The following is a 16,301-nucleotide window of genomic DNA, read 5'->3' as shown; positions in this document are numbered from 1 at the left end:
ACTCCCAATGAATACTAAAAAGCAGAGCGGGCTGAGTAACACAGCACTCCTCTGCTTTTTTCGTTTTGATGTCTGGTTCGAGTTTTAATAGATATCTCGAGTCTAATGTCGCCTCGAAAAGATAATTCAATCTAGAACAGACCTAGCTGCTGGCCGCTGACTCTTTCAAAATCTAATCCTATAAATGGCAGAATCGCTTCTGCGACCGGTTTAATCTGCTTATCGATGTAATGTTGATAATCGATGCCACTCTTCAAATGCTCTTTGGGCTCAGGGCCACTCAGCGTAATCAAATATTCAATACGTCCTTTATTTTGGTATTGAAGAGGGCGTCCTAGCTGAGCATTGATCTCATCGGCCATTCGAGCTGCGCGAACCTGTGGCGGAATGTTCTTTTGGTATTCGTGTAATTTACGGCGTAAGCGCTTTTGATACACCAATAAATCATCATGCTTGCCAGCAGAGGTTTCATCAACAAACTGTCTGACATAGTCGGTTGGATCTTGGTCGTGAAACACCATCTCATACAGGGTTTGTTGAAACTGCTGTGCGAGGGGGGTCCAATCGGTTCGTGCACTCTCCAGTCCTTTAAAGATGATCTTCTCTTTGTCACCTAGATTGATCAAGCCTGCATAACGTTTCTTCGATCCTGTCTCTGAGCCTCGAATGGTCGGCATCAGAAACTTGCGATAGTGAGTCTCATATTCCAATTCAAGTATTGAGGTGAGGTTGTAGGTCTCTTTGAGATGATTTGTCCACCAGTCGTTGATATAAGTCACGAGAGAGCGGCCAATTTCGTCCGCTTGCTCTTGCTCAAAACTGCCATTCAGAGACACGAAGGTTGAATCGGTATCGCCATAAATCACCTGATAGCCTTTATCTTCGATCAGAAGCTTGGTTTGCTTCATGATCTCATGCCCGCGCATGGTGATTGAGGATGCCAAGCGTGTATCGAAGAAGCGACAACCAGAAGAACCAAGTACGCCATAGAAAGAGTTCATGATGATCTTAATCGCTTGAGAAAACGCTTTTTCGTTGTTCTTCTTTGCGACATCACGCGCTGCCCAGAGGTTTTCGATCATCTCTGGTAGAAAGTGCTTAGATCGGTGGAACTGACCGCCACGAAACCCAGCTACTGCTTGGTCTTCTTCAGAGCCTAACTCTAACTTTAGCCCTTCAATCAGCCCCATGGGGTCAATCAAGAAAGAGCGAATGATTGATGGGTATAGGCTCTTAAAATCGAGAACTAACACAGAGTCATAAAGGTTGGGGATTGAATCCATTACATAGCCACCGGGGCTCGCAATCCAGTTCTCCGGCTCTAAATTAGGCGCGACGTAACCTGCTCGGTGTATTTGAGGCATGTATAAATTAGTAAAAGCCGCAACAGAGCCACCAACACGATCCAGCTCTACACCAGTTAATCGAGAGCGCTCAATCGCGAAGTCGAGTAGGTGAGTGTGTTCGAAGATGCGGTTTACTAGCACGCAGTCTTGAAGGTTGTACTTGGCGAGCGAAGGCTTGTCGAACTTAAACATTCGATTGATTTCATCCATGCGGTCATGAACATTATGTATGTCTTTACCTTCGCCCAGCAACTCTTGTGACACGGACTCAAGAGACCATGAACGGAAATGGTAGGTTGCTGTTTTAAGCATATCGATACCATCCAAGACAACACGCCCTGGAATGGTAATGAAGCCCTGCTGATTTTGTGCGGAGCTGCGAAAGAAGCTCGGTTGATTGTCGCGACCAATACTGAGTTTCACTTCGTTCCATTCTGAACGCTTGTGCAGCAGCCTAAAGTCGAAATCAATGACATTCCAACCAATGATGATGTCGGGGTCAAATTCGGAGAACCAAGCAATCATGGCTTCAAGCAGCGCTTTCTCATTCGCAACCCATTGGATATTGGTGTCTGCTTCTTGTGGTTCGCCGACCATGATCACTCGGCTATCCATTGGGCTGTCTAGGCCGATGGAGTAAAGCACACCTTTTTCTGAACATTCAATATCAAGCGATACCACAGATAAACTGGGTAAGTAATCGCCCGCTCGGCACTTTGCGTTCGAAACTCTGAGGTGCTGTTTTTTTTGAGTAATAGCGCCTGTGAATTCGATGCTGCCTTTGATAAAGCGTTCCATCAAGAAACGATCGGCCAGTCGTATATCGCTTTCAAAGGTTTGGATCTCTTCACCGTTAAAGGCTTGCGCTAAACCAAAGCTACTTCTCGACAGTGAGGTGTAACATGCGGCGAGAGGAGTTTGATCGAATGTAACCAGCTCGAGAGGCTTGAATTGGCAATCGATCGACTCTTTCGCTGCGATAACCTGACATGCTTCGACATCAGATTGAGCGACAAAAAATACAGGTTTTTCATTTTGAATGGTCAGTAGATTAGGGCCTTTAGGGGTACTTAACCACAAGTCGATTTGTGTGCGCCCTGAAAAGTCTCTTGCCTGTCTTGTGAGTACAAAGCCTTGCTGAATATCCAATGTAGTAACCTGTTGAAACTGGGAGTCGAATACTAACATCTAGCGTTCAATTTCGCACAATAGGCTGGGTAAATAGTCACTAATTTATCGTTAACGGGGTTTAATAACGGGACTTAATAAGCAAATAAGTGAATTTGTCACGAATGGTTATTCAATGGTATTGAAAATATCTTTATCTTGTGTAATTTTATTGGGTGTTGTTTTAACTGGTTGATTTTTAGAAAAAGCTTGTTGTTTTAGTTGCCTTATTTGTTAATAAGTCCTTGCTAAAGTTCGTGTTTCAGCACATATTCAACAGAGATTTTTTTTAGCAATTAAGTTAAGATGTACTCAATGCTGCGATTCACTGTTCCTTTATTCAATTGTTTCAAATAGATGAAACGACACAGTGGTTGCAGAGCCAATTAATAGTGTGGAGATACAAGTTTGATAAATGTTTTCCTTGTAGATGATCACGAGCTGGTTCGCACAGGGATACGACGTATTATTGAAGACGTCCGTGGAATGAACGTAGCAGGGGAAGCTGAAAGCGGTGAAGATGCTGCAAAATGGTGTCGTACTAACAATACTGACGTTATTTTGATGGATATGAATATGCCTGGTATTGGTGGCTTAGAAGCAACCAAGAAAATCTTGCGTTTCAACCCTGATGTTAAAATCATCGTTTTAACTGTTCATACGGAAAATCCGTTTCCAACTAAAGTGATGCAAGCTGGGGCTGCTGGTTACCTTACTAAAGGGGCAGGTCCGGATGAAATGGTCAATGCAATTCGAGTGGTTAATAGCGGCCAACGATACATTTCACCAGAAATAGCGCAGCAGATGGCTTTGAGCCAATTTTCTCCTGCGTCTGAAAATCCATTCGCAGACTTATCTGAACGTGAACTTCAAATCATGATGATGATTACCAAAGGTCAGAAAGTGACGGATATTTCAGAACAACTCAATCTAAGTCCTAAAACAGTCAACAGTTACCGCTACCGCTTGTTCAGTAAGCTGGATATCAGTGGCGATGTAGAGCTGACGCATTTAGCGATTAGACATGGAATGTTAGACACTGAGACCCTTTAACACTGAGATCGTATAGTGACCAACTTGTTTGACTCAGTCTCATTCCTCAAGACAGTAACAGAGCAGCCCGGCGTTTATCGAATGTATAACGCCGAGGCTGTTGTTATTTACGTCGGTAAAGCTAAGAACCTCAAAAAACGCCTTTCCAGTTATTTCCGTAAAAAAGTCGACAGTGAAAAAACACGCGCTTTAGTCAGCAATATTGACAAGATCGATGTCACTGTAACGCACACGGAAACAGAAGCGCTCATCCTTGAGCATAACTACATCAAGCAGTACTTGCCTAAATACAACGTACTTTTGCGTGATGATAAGTCGTACCCTTATATTTTTATTAGCGGTCACAAGCATCCTCGTTTGTCGATGCATCGTGGTGCTAAAAAGAAAAAGGGCGAATACTTTGGTCCTTACCCTGATTCCGGCGCTGTGCGTGAGACGTTGCACCTACTACAAAAAATCTTTCCTGCTCGCCAGTGTGAAGATACGGTTTATGCCAACAGAACGCGCCCGTGTTTGATGTATCAGATTGGCCGTTGTGCTGCGCCATGTGTCAGCTCAATCATCTCTGATGAAGAGTACAGTGAACTTATCGACTACGTTCGTCTATTCCTGCAAGGGAAGGATAAGCTCGTCCTTGAAACGCTTATCGACAAAATGGACAAGGCTAGCCAGGAGCTTCGCTTTGAGCAAGCGGCCGCTTTCCGCGACCAAATCCAAGCGATTCGACGCGTGCAAGAGCAACAGTACGTATCTGACGATTCAATGGAAGATATGGACGTGTTGGGTTTTGCTCAAGAGAATGGCGTGGCTTGTATTCATATCTTGATGATTCGCCAAGGCAAGGTTTTAGGCAGTAGAAGTCATTTTCCGAAAATTCCCAACAATACGGTGCGAGAAGAGGTTTTTTCGAGCTTTTTAAGCCAATACTATCTTGCGCATAATGAAGCAAGAACCATCCCAACGCGTTTGATTCTCAATGCCGATTTGATGGAAGATATCACACCGATTCAAGAAGCTTTGTGTGAAGTGGCGGGTCGTAAGATTTACTTCAATACCAACCCTTCAGGTACTCGAGGTCGTTATCTTAAACTCTCGAATACCAATGCATTGACGGCTATTACCACCAAGATTAATCACAAGATGACCATCAACCAGCGCTTTAAAGAGCTTCAAGAAGTGTTGTCGATGGATGCGATTAAACGAATGGAATGTTTCGATATCAGTCATACCATGGGTGAAAGCACAATTGCGTCTTGTGTGGTGTTCAATCAAGAAGGGCCGGTTAAACCCGAATACCGTCGTTACAACATCACCGGGATTACTGGTGGTGATGACTATGCGGCCATGGCTCAGGCTCTTGAGAGGCGTTACTCGAAGCAACTTGATGTCGATAAAATTCCAGACATCATCTTCATCGATGGTGGTAAGGGGCAACTGAATCGCGCTCACGAGATTGTTTCTCAATATTGGGGTGATTGGCCATTTCGACCAAGAATGATGGGTATCGCGAAAGGTGTGACCCGTAAGCCGGGTTTAGAAACCTTAGTTACTCTTGAAGGTGAGGAATTTAACTTACCCAGTGATGCACCAGCGTTGCACCTTATCCAGCACATTCGTGATGAAAGCCATAATCACGCGATAGCAGGGCACAGAGCGAAACGAGGTAAAACTCGCCGAACCAGTGCTTTGGAAGGAATCGAAGGGGTAGGACCGAAACGTCGTCAATCTTTGTTGAAATATATGGGTGGCTTACAAGAACTTAAGCGTGCAACTGTCGAAGAAATAGCCAAAGTGCCGGGCATTAGTCATTCTTTGGCAGAAAACATTTATCAAGCATTGAAACAATAGTAAAAATCCCGCACCATTAAAGCGCAATTAATAAGAGCCCAATAATATGCGTTTGAATATACCTAACATTTTGTCCTTACTGAGACTATTTTTGATCCCAGTATTCGTTGTTGTTTTTTACCTACCTTATCAATGGGCTCCTTTTGCTGCTGCAATGGTGTTTTGGGTAGCGGGTTTTACTGATTGGCTAGATGGCATGCTGGCTCGTAAACTCGGACAAACTTCTCGCTTTGGTGCCTTTATTGACCCTGTGGCGGATAAAGTGCTGGTTGCTACGGCTCTTATCTTAGTTACCGAGCATTATCACTCGATCTGGGTGACTATTCCTGCGGTGACCATGATTGGTCGTGAAATTATCATCTCGGCGCTTCGTGAATGGATGGCTGAAATCGGTAAACGCGCAAGTGTTGCGGTGTCTTGGGTTGGTAAAGTAAAAACCGTTTCTCAAATGTTTGCTCTTTGGGTACTTATCTGGCGCTATGATGATTGGATGGTTTGGGTAGGTTATATTGCACTCTATGTTGCCACCGTTCTTACTTATTGGTCTATGGCGCAGTACTTGATGGCCGCCAAAGACGATTTGTTAGACGAAAAACACCATTGATTAAGAAGCGAGCTGAGGCTCGCTTTTTTGATCTTTAACCTACGGTTAAGTTATCAATAGTGGACATCTAATGTGATATAGATCTCTTTTGAATAACCTACTAACAGTGTGTTTTGCACATAAAGTCAGCTATTTGGCCTGTTTCGTATGAAATCTATTCAAACGAATTAAAAATACAAAAATAATATTGACTCAATCGCCTGAATCCGTAGAATGCATCCCGTACCCAAAAGGATGGCAATAAGCAATCTGATTGGAGTTACTAAGGCGCCTTGGCAGAGTGGCTATGCAGCGGATTGCAAATCCGTGGACCTCGGTTCGACTCCGGGAGGCGCCTCCATTATCTCTTTCTCTTTTTAAAAGAAGAGGCAGGAATAATGAAAATGCGATACTAGCTCAGTTGGTAGAGCGCAACCTTGCCAAGGTTGAGGTCATCGGTTCGAACCCGATGTATCGCTCCAAAATTTGTAATGTTGATTGGCGTCTGCATTAAGATGGTGTTTTACTTTTCAGTAATCGGCATCGCAATAAAGAATTGCGTGCCCTGGTGGTGGAATTGGTAGACACAAGGGATTTAAAATCCCTCGGCGTTCGCGCTGTGCCGGTTCAAGTCCGGCCCGGGGCACCATCTATTAAAGTCTACGTCTTAACGGATGTAGCAAATGCGATACTAGCTCAGTTGGTAGAGCGCAACCTTGCCAAGGTTGAGGTCATCGGTTCGAACCCGATGTATCGCTCCAAATTAAAAAGCCCGAACAGAAATGTTCGGGCTTTTTGGTTTCTGCTGTTCTGATTTTTATGCGTTATTCCTCTTTCTGTTTGAACACACCCAAACTTCCTTTTATATCTCAAAATGTTGCTATCAAGTTCGTTTACATTACTTAGCTTTTAAAAGCGAGATTCCCTATGAACTCGTTCCTCGTGCTAGGGAATGACGCCATGACCTCAAAATCACTAACACCGCCTGTATACCTGCCTCGTCATCCTCGGGCATGAGGGACGAATGAACCGGGGATCTCCTTACCTAAAAATTAACTTGACGATATTTTCAGCAATTTGTCAGTTACCGCTCCTATTTATCAAGCGATTATTAAAAACTATTGATCGTTCATTTCACTTTATGTTACTTTCCCGCGCAATCTCGGAATGAACAATGTTCAAGAAGAGCAACGATTGCTTCTGGGGGATACGCGTAGTGACCATTCTTGCTGATTGGGACATTACGTAGGGTAGGTATCAGCTAGCCTTTAGCTGATAGACGGGATACTTATGGCGCAATTCGCCATGCTAATGGGAAACCCAACATTGAACACACTAATAACAACATTGCTAATCAGCTCTGCATTTCCAAAAGGGCCAGTTCTTCATAGCTGTCCGATACTGCACAAATGTCCAATTCTTCAAAACAGTAGCATCACTGAACCTTGAGCTCTCGCTAAATAATTTTTGCTGTCCTAAGACGGCCTAATTTCGTATTTGTCATTTGACTTATGCGAGCATACAGCTATATCTCATTTCTAGACAATACGCGTGCTTCACTATGAATTCTCTCTAAATCAATAGAGAGACGGTGTGCAATTAAGTCTGATGGAGGTGAGTATGAACACATTCAAGGGGACTTTTATGACTACCGCCTTTGAAGTCGATATTAATACTATCGCAAATTCATTTTCAACTATGGTTCCTATCGTAGAGGGAACTTACGACCTAACACCCGACGCTATTTTGCTTGAGCAAGAGCAGCATGAGTCGGATGTTCGCTCTTACCCAAGACGCCTACCGATTGCTATTAAACGAGCATGTGGTGTTTTAGTTGAAGATACTCGTGGCCAACTCTTTCTCGATTGCTTAGCCGGTGCAGGTACACTTTCTCTGGGCTACAACCACCCTGAGATTAACCAAGCACTTAAAGACCAACTCGATTCTGGTTTGCCATATCAGACACTTGATATTACGACTCAAGCAAAAGAGACGTTTATCAAGCGAGTTAAAGCTTTTCTCCCTCAAGACTTTTCAACGAACTCGGTTCTTCAATTCTGTGGCCCGTCTGGCGCTGATGCTGTGGAAGCCGCAATCAAGCTAGCCAAGCAAACCACAGGTCGCAACACCATGTTTGCTTTCCGTGGTGCTTACCACGGCATGACTAACGGCACTATGGGTATGATGGGTAACCTTGGCACTAAAGAACGTCGTAGTGGCTTAATGTCTGACGTACATTTCATGCCTTTCCCATACAACCTTCGTTGCCCGTTTGGCATTGGTGGTGAAGCGGGTGCTAACGCGAGCATTCGTTACATCGAGCGTATGTTGAATGACGATGAATCTGGCATCATGAAACCTGCAGCGATGATCGTCGAGCCTGTACAAGGTGAGGGCGGTGTGATTCCAGCTCCTGCATCTTGGCTACAAGGCCTACGTCGCATCTGTGATGAGCATGGCATCCTACTGATTTTTGATGAAATTCAGTGTGGCGTGGGTAAAACGGGCCATCGATTCGCGTTTGAAGAGTCAGGCGTTAACCCTGATATCTTATGTTTATCTAAAGCGATTGGTGGCGGACTGCCTATGTCGCTGCTTGTGTTCGATAAGAGCATCGATACTTGGAAAGCGGGTGAGCACACTGGCACATTCCGTGGTAACCAATTAGCAATGGTGTCTGGCGCTAAAGCACTGGAAATCATTGAACGCGATGGCTTGGTTGAGCATGCGAACATTGCCGGCCAATACTTACGTCACGGGCTCGAGAAAATTCAAGCACGCGTGAACTGTATTGCTGAAGTTCGTGGTAAAGGCCTGATGCTTGGCGCTGAGATCAAGCAACCAAACGGTGAGCTCAACAAATTTGGCGAGCCGCAATCCGACGGCGAACTGACGTTAGCGATTCAACGAGCAGCATTAGAGCGCGGCTTGATGGTTGAAAAGGGTGGTCGTGATGGTTCGGTTATTCGTTTCCTTCCACCAATGATTATCTCTTTCGAGCAGATCGACTTTGCATTGCGAGTGATGGAAGAAGCCATCATCGCAGTGGGTGGTGGTTTACAACAAGACCAAACACAAAGCGAAGAACCAAATCAGGAATGGAACAAGCATTTCATCCAGACAGGTTTAGGCGGTAGCGACGAATTTGCTAACGTGATGAACCAAACCACTCAGGCGATGAAAGCCGTTTTTGAACAGGTTGAAACTCCTTATTCGGGTTTAGATCCAAAAGTGTTAGAAGCAGCTATCAATGCTGTCGATCTCGATAACAACCAACACGCTTTGGTTGATGTTGTGGATAGCACTGCAGACCTTGTCGCTGCAAACTCCATCTTCGTGCAACACCCAGACTGTATTGCACACCTCCACACTCCACCTCTTATGGCTTCTGTTGCTGCGGAATCGATTATTGCGGCGTTGAATCAATCAATGGATTCATGGGACCAAGCATCTGCTGCGACTTATGTTGAGCAGCGCGTCGTGGATTGGATGTGTGACAAATACCAACTTGGCGCACAAGCTGACGGTGTTTTCACTAGCGGCGGTACGCAAAGTAACTTAATGGGTTTATTGCTTGCGAGAGACTGGGTTGCGGATAAGCACAATGGCCACTCAATCCAAAAACTTGGCTTACCAGAATACGCTAGCAAGCTTCGTATCTTATGTTCAAAGAAATCTCATTTCACAGTTCAAAAGTCTGCCTCGCTACTCGGGTTGGGTGAAGCGGCAGTGTGCTGCGTTGATACCAATGCAAATGGTACCATAAAGCCAGATTTGCTAGACGCAGAAGTGAAAGCACTTAAAGCTCAAGGTTTGATTCCTTTTGCTGTGGTTGGTACTGCGGGTACTACCGATCACGGTGCTATTGATGACCTGGAAGCGATTGCTGACATCGCCAATCAACAAGGCCTTTGGTTCCATGTTGACAGTGCTTACGGTGGCGCGCTTATCTTAAGTAGCCATAAAGCTCGTCTGAAAGGTATCGAGAAAGCGGACTCAGTGAGTGTCGACTTCCACAAGTTGTTCTTCCAAACCATCAGTTGTGGTGCTGTGCTTCTCAAAGACAAAGCGAACTTCAAGTACTTACTGCATCACGCAGATTACTTGAATCGCGAGCACGATGAGCTGCCAAATCTAGTCGATAAGTCTATCGCTACCACCAAGCGTTTCGATGCACTGAAAGTCTTCATGACGATGCAAAGTGTTGGGCCAAAGCAGCTAGGTGATATGTACGATCACCTTCTAGAGCAGACGCTTCAAGTTGCCGATTTGATTCAGAAGCATGACGATTTTGAGCTGCTTGCTGAGCCGTCTCTTTCGACTGTGCTATTCCGTTCGGTTCCTAGTAATGGGCCATCAGCAAACGGTGTTCTTGATTTAGACAAACTGAATCAGACGTTAAGACTGGAGGCGCTGACTCGTGGCGTTGCCGTGCTTGGCGAAACGGTCGTTGATGGCAAAAGTGCGCTGAAATTCACTATCTTGAATCCGTGCTTAACGACATCAGATTTCAAATCTCTAATTAACAAAATTCAAACTTTAGCTATTGAGCTAGCAGAACAACAAGGGTAATTAAAACTATGGCTATTCTACAAATTGGTGCAGGCGGCGTCGGTTGGGTTGTTGCACATAAAGCAGCACAAAATAACGAAGTACTGGGTGATATCACGATCGCTTCGCGCACAATCTCGAAGTGTGAAAAAATCATCGAATCTATCAAGGGTAAAAACAACCTTAAAGATTCAGCTAAGAAACTAGAAGCACGTTCAGTAGACGCTGACGATGTTGATGCGCTTGTTGCTTTGATTAAAGAAGTTAAGCCAGATCTAGTGATCAACGCTGGTCCTCCTTGGGTAAACATGGCGATCATGGAAGCGTGTTACCAATCTAAAGTCTCTTACTTAGATACATCGGTAGCGGTTGACCTATGTTCTGAAGGCCAACAAGTACCACAAGCTTATGATTGGCAATGGGGTTACCGTGAGAAGTTCGCTGAAGCGGGTATCACAGGTATTCTTGGTGCTGGTTTCGATCCAGGTGTGGTATCAATCTTTGCTGCGTACGCGGTTAAGCACTTGTTCGATGAGATTGACTCAATTGATGTAATGGACGTGAATGCTGGCGACCACGGCAAGAAGTTTGCGACAAACTTTGACCCAGAAACAAACATGCTTGAGATCCAAGGCGACTCTTTCTACTGGGAAAACGAAGAGTGGAAGCAAGTTCCTTGTCACTCTCGTATGCTTGAGTTTGAATTCCCTAACTGTGGTTCTCACAAAGTTTACTCAATGGCACACGATGAAGTTCGTTCGATGAAAGAGTTCATCCCAGCTAAGCGTATCGAATTCTGGATGGGCTTTGGTGATGCTTACCTGAACTACTTCAACTGCATGCGTGACATCGGTCTTCTTAGCCCTGATCCGTTAACACTGCATGATGGCACTGTGGTTCAGCCTCTTCATGTTCTTAAAGCACTACTACCAGATCCAACATCTTTGGCTCCGGGTTACACGGGCTTAACGTGTATCGGTACTTGGGTTCAAGGTAAGAAAGACGGTAAAGAGCGCAGTGTCTTCATCTACAATAACGCAGACCACGAAGTGGCTTACGAAGACGTAGAACACCAAGCGATCTCTTACACAACCGGTGTACCAGCGATTACTGCTGCACTTCAGTTCTTCCGTGGTGAATGGGCTGATAAAGGTGTGTTCAACATGGAACAGCTAAACCCAGACCCGTTCCTAGCAACCATGCCGGAAATCGGTCTAGATTGGCATGTTCAAGAACTTGAAGCAGGCCAAGGTCTTCCTGTGATTCAAGAGCTGAAAAAATAAGAACTGATTTCTTGTTTTGATTGCTAATTAAAGGGGACATGGATTGTTCCCTTTTCGATGATGATAGCCTTGAAGCTTTGGTATCATTTATTTTGATTTTGTAACTCACTGCGCTCGGACAGGACAAAATCAAAATAAATCACACCAAAATTGTTAATTTACCTTTCCATCTATAGATGCTGCTTGAGTGTTTACAAAAATGACGTTTAAGAAAGAAGAACTGAAAACCCCATATTTCATGATCAACGAAGACAAGTTGATTGCGAATTTAGAGATAGCTAAACAGTTGAAAGAGATTTCAGGTGTGAAGTTGGTACTGGCACTCAAGTGCTTCTCGACATGGGGTGTGTTTGACATCATCAAGCCTTACCTCGATGGCACGACAAGCTCTGGCCCATACGAAGTGAAGCTTGGCCACGAAACCTTTGGTGGTGAAACGCACGCTTACAGTGTCGGTTACAGCGAAGATGACGTGAGAGAAGTTGCGGATATCTGCGACAAGATGATCTTCAACTCTCAAAGCCAACTTGCTGCTTACCGACACATCGTTGAAGGTAAGGCTTCGCTGGGTTTACGTTTAAATCCAGGTGTGAGCTACGCAGGACAAGACTTAGCAAACCCTGCGCGTCAATTCTCTCGCTTAGGTGTTCAAGCTGATCATATCAAACCTGAGATCTTTGATGAGATTAATGGCGTGATGTTCCACATGAACTGTGAGAACAAAGACGTCGATGCATTTATCGGCCTGCTTGATTCAATCTCAGAACAGTTTGGCGAGCACTTGGATAAGTTAGACTGGGTGAGCATGGGCGGTGGTGTGTTCTTCACATGGCCTGGCTATGACATCGAAAAACTTGGCCTTGCGCTGAAAGCCTTCTCTGAGAAACACGGCGTCCAGATGTATCTTGAACCGGGTGAAGCTATCATCACTAAAACAACTGACTTGGTTGTGACAGTGGTTGATATTGTTGAAAACGTGAAGAAAACCGCTATTGTGGATTCAGCTACCGAGGCACACCGCCTTGATACGCTTATCTATAATGAACCAGCATCGGTATTAGAAGCGTCTGAAAATGGGAGCCATGACTACGTGATTGGTTCGTGTTCATGCCTTGCAGGCGATCAGTTCTGCGAAGCTAGCTTTGACGAGCCACTTAAGATTGGTCAAAAGCTTCATCTGTTGGACAGTGCGGGTTACACCATGGTGAAACTGAACTGGTTCAATGGCCTAAAAATGCCATCGATCTATTGCGAGCGCAGCAGTGGCGAAATTCAAAAGTTGAATGAGTTTGGCTATGAAGACTTTAAACGCTCATTGTCACAATGGTCGGTTAAGTAACGGAACATTGCGTTAGAGCCATATTTAGGACGGTACAGAACAATAAAAAGAGCAGCCGATGAGCTGCTCTTTTTAATTTTTGCTCTTAAATTACTTAAACTCTTTAACTAATCGAATAAGAGGGGAAGGGGCGTTACTTGGATCGGTTATGGTTTCCAGTGCCTCTTCGAAATCGATGATCAAACCATCATAGGCTGTGTTAATTTTGTGTGCATCTGGAGTATTCGTCCAGTAAGGCTCATTGGTTGTCGTTGGGAAATGTGCAAGGTTAATGGCAGGTTTAGTACAGCTATACTCTACGATTGAACTGAGCTCTTTGATATTTGGCAAACGAAAGCCCGTTTGACCAGCAATTGTGGTCAGTTTTGTATCTTTAGTTGCATTAAGTGCATCTTGCCAGCTTTTGTACTTAAACGCTGTTCCATCACACGTATTTTTTGCAGAATTATAGCTTTCACCTAAGTTGCATTTAGACCACAGCAAATTAGTGGTTACGTCCAGTAATGTGCCATCTTTACGGTCAATTAACTGCCCATCTTTAATAGATGCTAGCTGTGTCGTTACACACGTTTGTGCCAATGCGTTGCTGCAAAGTAGGGCGGTCAGTGTCCCTAAACATATATGTAGTTTCATTAGTCTAAGCCTCCGCTCACAGCGACAATACCCGTTGAGCTTGAAATGTTTTTATTACAAAGCTCTAGCTCACCCGTAGTAGTATCAACGCATCGTGCGCTACCATTTTGTTTTACTGAACTTGTCTTCGTAAAGATCTTGCTGCCTAGGTTAGGGAAGTAATCCACATGTCCTGATGGTTTGTTACCCACATTAAAGTTTATGAATGAACGAGCTTCAATAGGAGAGGGCAGGCGCCAATCCGTGATACCGCAGATAGCATAACTGTTTAGGGCATTAATATAGCTACTGGTATTACAGTGGCGATTACCAGACTTGTCATTGGGATAAGCGCATTGAGAAGATATAGGCCCTTCGTTATATAGCAGGTCGTTAGGTGCCCCTGCATAACCGCCATTGGTGGTCGCATCAGAATCGTACCAAGTGTAGGTGTATGAAGCACTTCGCCAAGAGCTTGATTCCGCTCCCCAAGGGTAAGGGTGTGCGTTGGCATTTAGCTTGTGTTCGTTTACCCAAGTGTCGATGGCACTTGTCGTTGGCAGAGCTTTAGCGGCTTGCTTTGTTTCAATGTACAACCCTGTATGTTCGTCTTTTACACAACTCCAGCTAGAAGCTGTTGAAATTAACGGGTTACTATTTGCATCTCTTTTGGTATAGCGGAAGCCATACTCTCCATCAGCGTGCTCACTTCCATCTGTTTTATCTAAACCAAAATCGGCATCTTGATTAGGGTGCGAGGCTGGAGGAGTGACGCTGTCGTAAGCTGTGCCATCAAAATAGGTGACATAACCAGTATCGTTGAAGTTTTTCTGTCCAGGTATATAGAATGCAAGCGCGTTTTTACTTGAGTCAATGGCTGCATTTCCAGCGGTAGCTATGGTGTAGATTACGGATTCTCCGCCTTCATTGAAGCTGTCAGCAATCGCAGAAAACTTGATGCTTGTTGACAGGGTTTCAGCGGCTATCTTGATACTTGAACCAGCGATATCAACACTAAAGTCTTTAGCTGTGGCGATTCCCGTTTGAGCGAGTGTCACCGTAACCTCTTTAGAGGTGTAGTGGCTTAAAGTTGCTTGCTGAACAACGCTGTCACCCTCTACAACGGTACTTAAGTCTTTGCTAAACCGGACAGTTGGCTGAGCGTCACTATCATTAATGGTTACTTCGGTTTGCTTGTTGGTCAGAGTGTAATTTGCACTGTTATCCACACCAATGGTGTAGTGAAAGGTCTTGTTCCCTTCGTAAAGATTATTATGGGTAAGATTCAAAGGAAGAGCTGCACTAGTTGCACCCGCCGAAACCTTGACGTTTTGGCTAGAGATAGCATCGTAGCTTTTAAACATACCAGTAGAGCGTGTTGTGATATCGCTGGTGACGATAGTTAGAATGAGCTCTTGGCTTAAGGCTTTGGAAAAAGAAACTGTAATTGACTCTGTCTTCGACCCTGATTGTGGTTCAGAAAATGAAACACTTTTCGGGATGCTAACGTTAATTTGTGATGATGACGAAGTAGACGTTGTTTTACCATTATTCTCATGACCGCTTTTACAGCCACTGAATAGTGTTATGAGAAGGATTACTGAGATGGTATTGAGCTGCCAACTCGACCTGTTTCTTTCCATGTTTGAACCTAAATCATTAAATTGTATAAGATAATCTATGGTAACAAAAATATTATACGAATGCCTGAATTCATATGGTTAGGTTATGTATTTCGAATGTTTCCATATGGTTTTTTGTAAGTTATGTAAGAGGAGGGGGGCTTTCTGGAGGGGAGCCTCCCAATGATGAATTTATCATCAGGAGGCTAGCTTGTTAGCTTTCAATCATCACTCGAGTATCTTCACTGAGCGTTTCTAATTCATTCACGACATCATCAATCAAGACTTCAATTGGCAACTTCACAGCGATCTTGGAAGTAAATAGACTTGAGCTAACACCACCGCCACCAGCGATAAATACTCGGTGGCAATCCATATCTAGAATGCTAATCCCTTGTCTGTCTAGTACATGTGTCACTTCGTTGACGATGCCAGCTCGGTCGTTAGAGTCGAGTCGTAAGTGATGTATTGTGTCTTGTGCGTTGTGAGTGTGGTCTGAATCAACAAACTGCACGATCAAGTCAGCATTGGCACTGAAAGCATCCTTAACAATTGATTCGTTGATGGCAGGAAGTTGAATCTTTAATACGCCTGCAACTTGATCTTCAATAAAGTTAACTTTACTGATGAGCCATTTTCCGTCGTTTTCGTGAGTAACCGCAGCAAGTTGCTTGATTGTTGCTGGTGATGCTTGTCCGATAAAGTTTACGATAAATGTACTGTTCATATCAGCCCCCAAAGTCTCAATTGTTCGTTGCTAATTAAATGTTTGATATCACGTGATAAAGTTCTTTAATTTCAGTGTAGAAGGTTACATCGAACAATGTTTGACCTGTGTCAATTTTTGAAACTAAGCTGTGATGCAAAAAAAGAGAATGAAGAGTAGGGCACAAAAAA

The 16,301-nt window shown here is 44.3% G+C and carries 10 protein-coding genes and 4 tRNA genes; 10 read left to right on the top strand and 4 right to left on the bottom strand.

What is annotated here, in order from left to right:
- Nucleotides 1–131 precede the first annotated feature (131 nt).
- Nucleotides 132–2,495, bottom strand: coding sequence for a DNA polymerase II (locus tag OCV44_RS09025; RefSeq protein ID WP_139685911.1), 2,364 nt, complete (start codon nt 2,493–2,495; stop codon nt 132–134).
- 426 nt (nt 2,496–2,921) lie between these two features.
- On the opposite strand from OCV44_RS09025, the gene uvrY reads away from it, so the two are divergent.
- The 10 genes from uvrY (at nt 2,922) to nspC (ending at nt 13,170) form a co-directional block, all read left to right on the top strand.
- Nucleotides 2,922–3,566: a UvrY/SirA/GacA family response regulator transcription factor gene (gene uvrY / locus OCV44_RS09020; RefSeq protein ID WP_004729778.1), complete on the top strand. Its 645-nt coding sequence runs from the start codon at nt 2,922–2,924 to the stop codon at nt 3,564–3,566.
- Nucleotides 3,567–3,581: 15 nt separating this feature from the next.
- Nucleotides 3,582–5,414, top strand: a complete 1,833-nt coding sequence (gene uvrC / locus OCV44_RS09015; RefSeq protein ID WP_139685907.1) for an excinuclease ABC subunit UvrC — start codon at nt 3,582–3,584, stop codon at nt 5,412–5,414.
- 46 nt (nt 5,415–5,460) lie between these two features.
- Entirely contained in the window at nt 5,461–6,018 is a 558-nt protein-coding gene (gene pgsA, locus OCV44_RS09010) for a CDP-diacylglycerol--glycerol-3-phosphate 3-phosphatidyltransferase (RefSeq protein WP_086049659.1), read from the top strand.
- Nucleotides 6,019–6,284: 266 nt separating this feature from the next.
- A tRNA-Cys gene (locus OCV44_RS09005) sits at nt 6,285–6,358 on the top strand.
- Between the two features lie 45 nt (nt 6,359–6,403).
- A tRNA-Gly gene (locus OCV44_RS09000) sits at nt 6,404–6,479 on the top strand.
- Nucleotides 6,480–6,559: 80 nt separating this feature from the next.
- Nucleotides 6,560–6,646: transfer RNA gene (locus tag OCV44_RS08995), tRNA-Leu, on the top strand.
- A 36-nt stretch (nt 6,647–6,682) separates the two neighbouring features.
- Nucleotides 6,683–6,758, top strand: a tRNA-Gly gene (locus OCV44_RS08990).
- An 859-nt stretch (nt 6,759–7,617) separates the two neighbouring features.
- Nucleotides 7,618–10,569 carry a pyridoxal phosphate-dependent class III aminotransferase gene (locus tag OCV44_RS08985; RefSeq protein ID WP_211349775.1) on the top strand — a complete coding sequence of 984 codons (2,952 nt, stop codon included), beginning with the start codon at nt 7,618–7,620 and terminating at the stop codon, nt 10,567–10,569.
- An 8-nt stretch (nt 10,570–10,577) separates the two neighbouring features.
- A complete protein-coding gene (locus tag OCV44_RS08980) occupies nt 10,578–11,831 on the top strand; it encodes a carboxynorspermidine synthase (RefSeq protein WP_139685906.1) in 1,254 nt (417 codons plus the stop codon).
- Nucleotides 11,832–12,030: 199 nt separating this feature from the next.
- Nucleotides 12,031–13,170: a carboxynorspermidine decarboxylase gene (gene nspC, locus OCV44_RS08975; RefSeq protein WP_139685905.1), complete on the top strand. Its 1,140-nt coding sequence runs from the start codon at nt 12,031–12,033 to the stop codon at nt 13,168–13,170.
- 90 nt (nt 13,171–13,260) lie between these two features.
- On the opposite strand, the gene OCV44_RS08970 is transcribed toward nspC, so the two are convergent.
- The 3 genes from OCV44_RS08970 to OCV44_RS08960 form a co-directional block, all read right to left on the bottom strand.
- Nucleotides 13,261–13,803 (bottom strand): Lcl C-terminal domain-containing protein, encoded by a 543-nt coding sequence (locus OCV44_RS08970; RefSeq protein ID WP_139685904.1) that lies wholly within the window; start codon nt 13,801–13,803, stop codon nt 13,261–13,263.
- Nucleotides 13,803–15,425 (bottom strand): Lcl domain-containing protein, encoded by a 1,623-nt coding sequence (locus tag OCV44_RS08965; protein WP_139685903.1) that lies wholly within the window; start codon nt 15,423–15,425, stop codon nt 13,803–13,805. The genes OCV44_RS08970 and OCV44_RS08965 overlap by 1 nt, the downstream gene beginning before the upstream one ends.
- Nucleotides 15,426–15,618: 193 nt before the next feature.
- Nucleotides 15,619–16,131 carry a glycine cleavage system protein R gene (locus OCV44_RS08960; protein WP_009848853.1) on the bottom strand — a complete coding sequence of 171 codons (513 nt, stop codon included), beginning with the start codon at nt 16,129–16,131 and terminating at the stop codon, nt 15,619–15,621.
- Nucleotides 16,132–16,301 lie beyond the last annotated feature (170 nt).

Source organism: Vibrio tasmaniensis, from assembly GCF_024347635.1.
GTDB classification, from domain to species: Bacteria; Pseudomonadota; Gammaproteobacteria; order Enterobacterales; family Vibrionaceae; genus Vibrio; species Vibrio tasmaniensis.
The sequence above is the reverse complement of the archived record's forward strand: the minus strand, read 5'-3'. Positions and strand labels throughout refer to the sequence as shown.

Bases quoted from the DNA above. Each gene is read 5' to 3' on its own strand.
- pgsA (WP_086049659.1), top strand. From the start codon at position 5,461: ATGCGTTTGAATATACCTAACATTTTGTCCTTACTGAGACTATTTTTG.
- OCV44_RS08985 (WP_211349775.1), top strand. From the start codon at position 7,618: ATGAACACATTCAAGGGGACTTTTATGACTACCGCCTTTGAAGTCGAT.
- OCV44_RS08980 (WP_139685906.1), top strand. From the start codon at position 10,578: ATGGCTATTCTACAAATTGGTGCAGGCGGCGTCGGTTGGGTTGTTGCA.
- nspC (WP_139685905.1), top strand. From the start codon at position 12,031: ATGACGTTTAAGAAAGAAGAACTGAAAACCCCATATTTCATGATCAAC.
- OCV44_RS08970 (WP_139685904.1), bottom strand. From the start codon at position 13,803: ATGAAACTACATATATGTTTAGGGACACTGACCGCCCTACTTTGCAGC.
- OCV44_RS08965 (WP_139685903.1), bottom strand. From the start codon at position 15,425: ATGGAAAGAAACAGGTCGAGTTGGCAGCTCAATACCATCTCAGTAATC.
- OCV44_RS08960 (WP_009848853.1), bottom strand. From the start codon at position 16,131: ATGAACAGTACATTTATCGTAAACTTTATCGGACAAGCATCACCAGCA.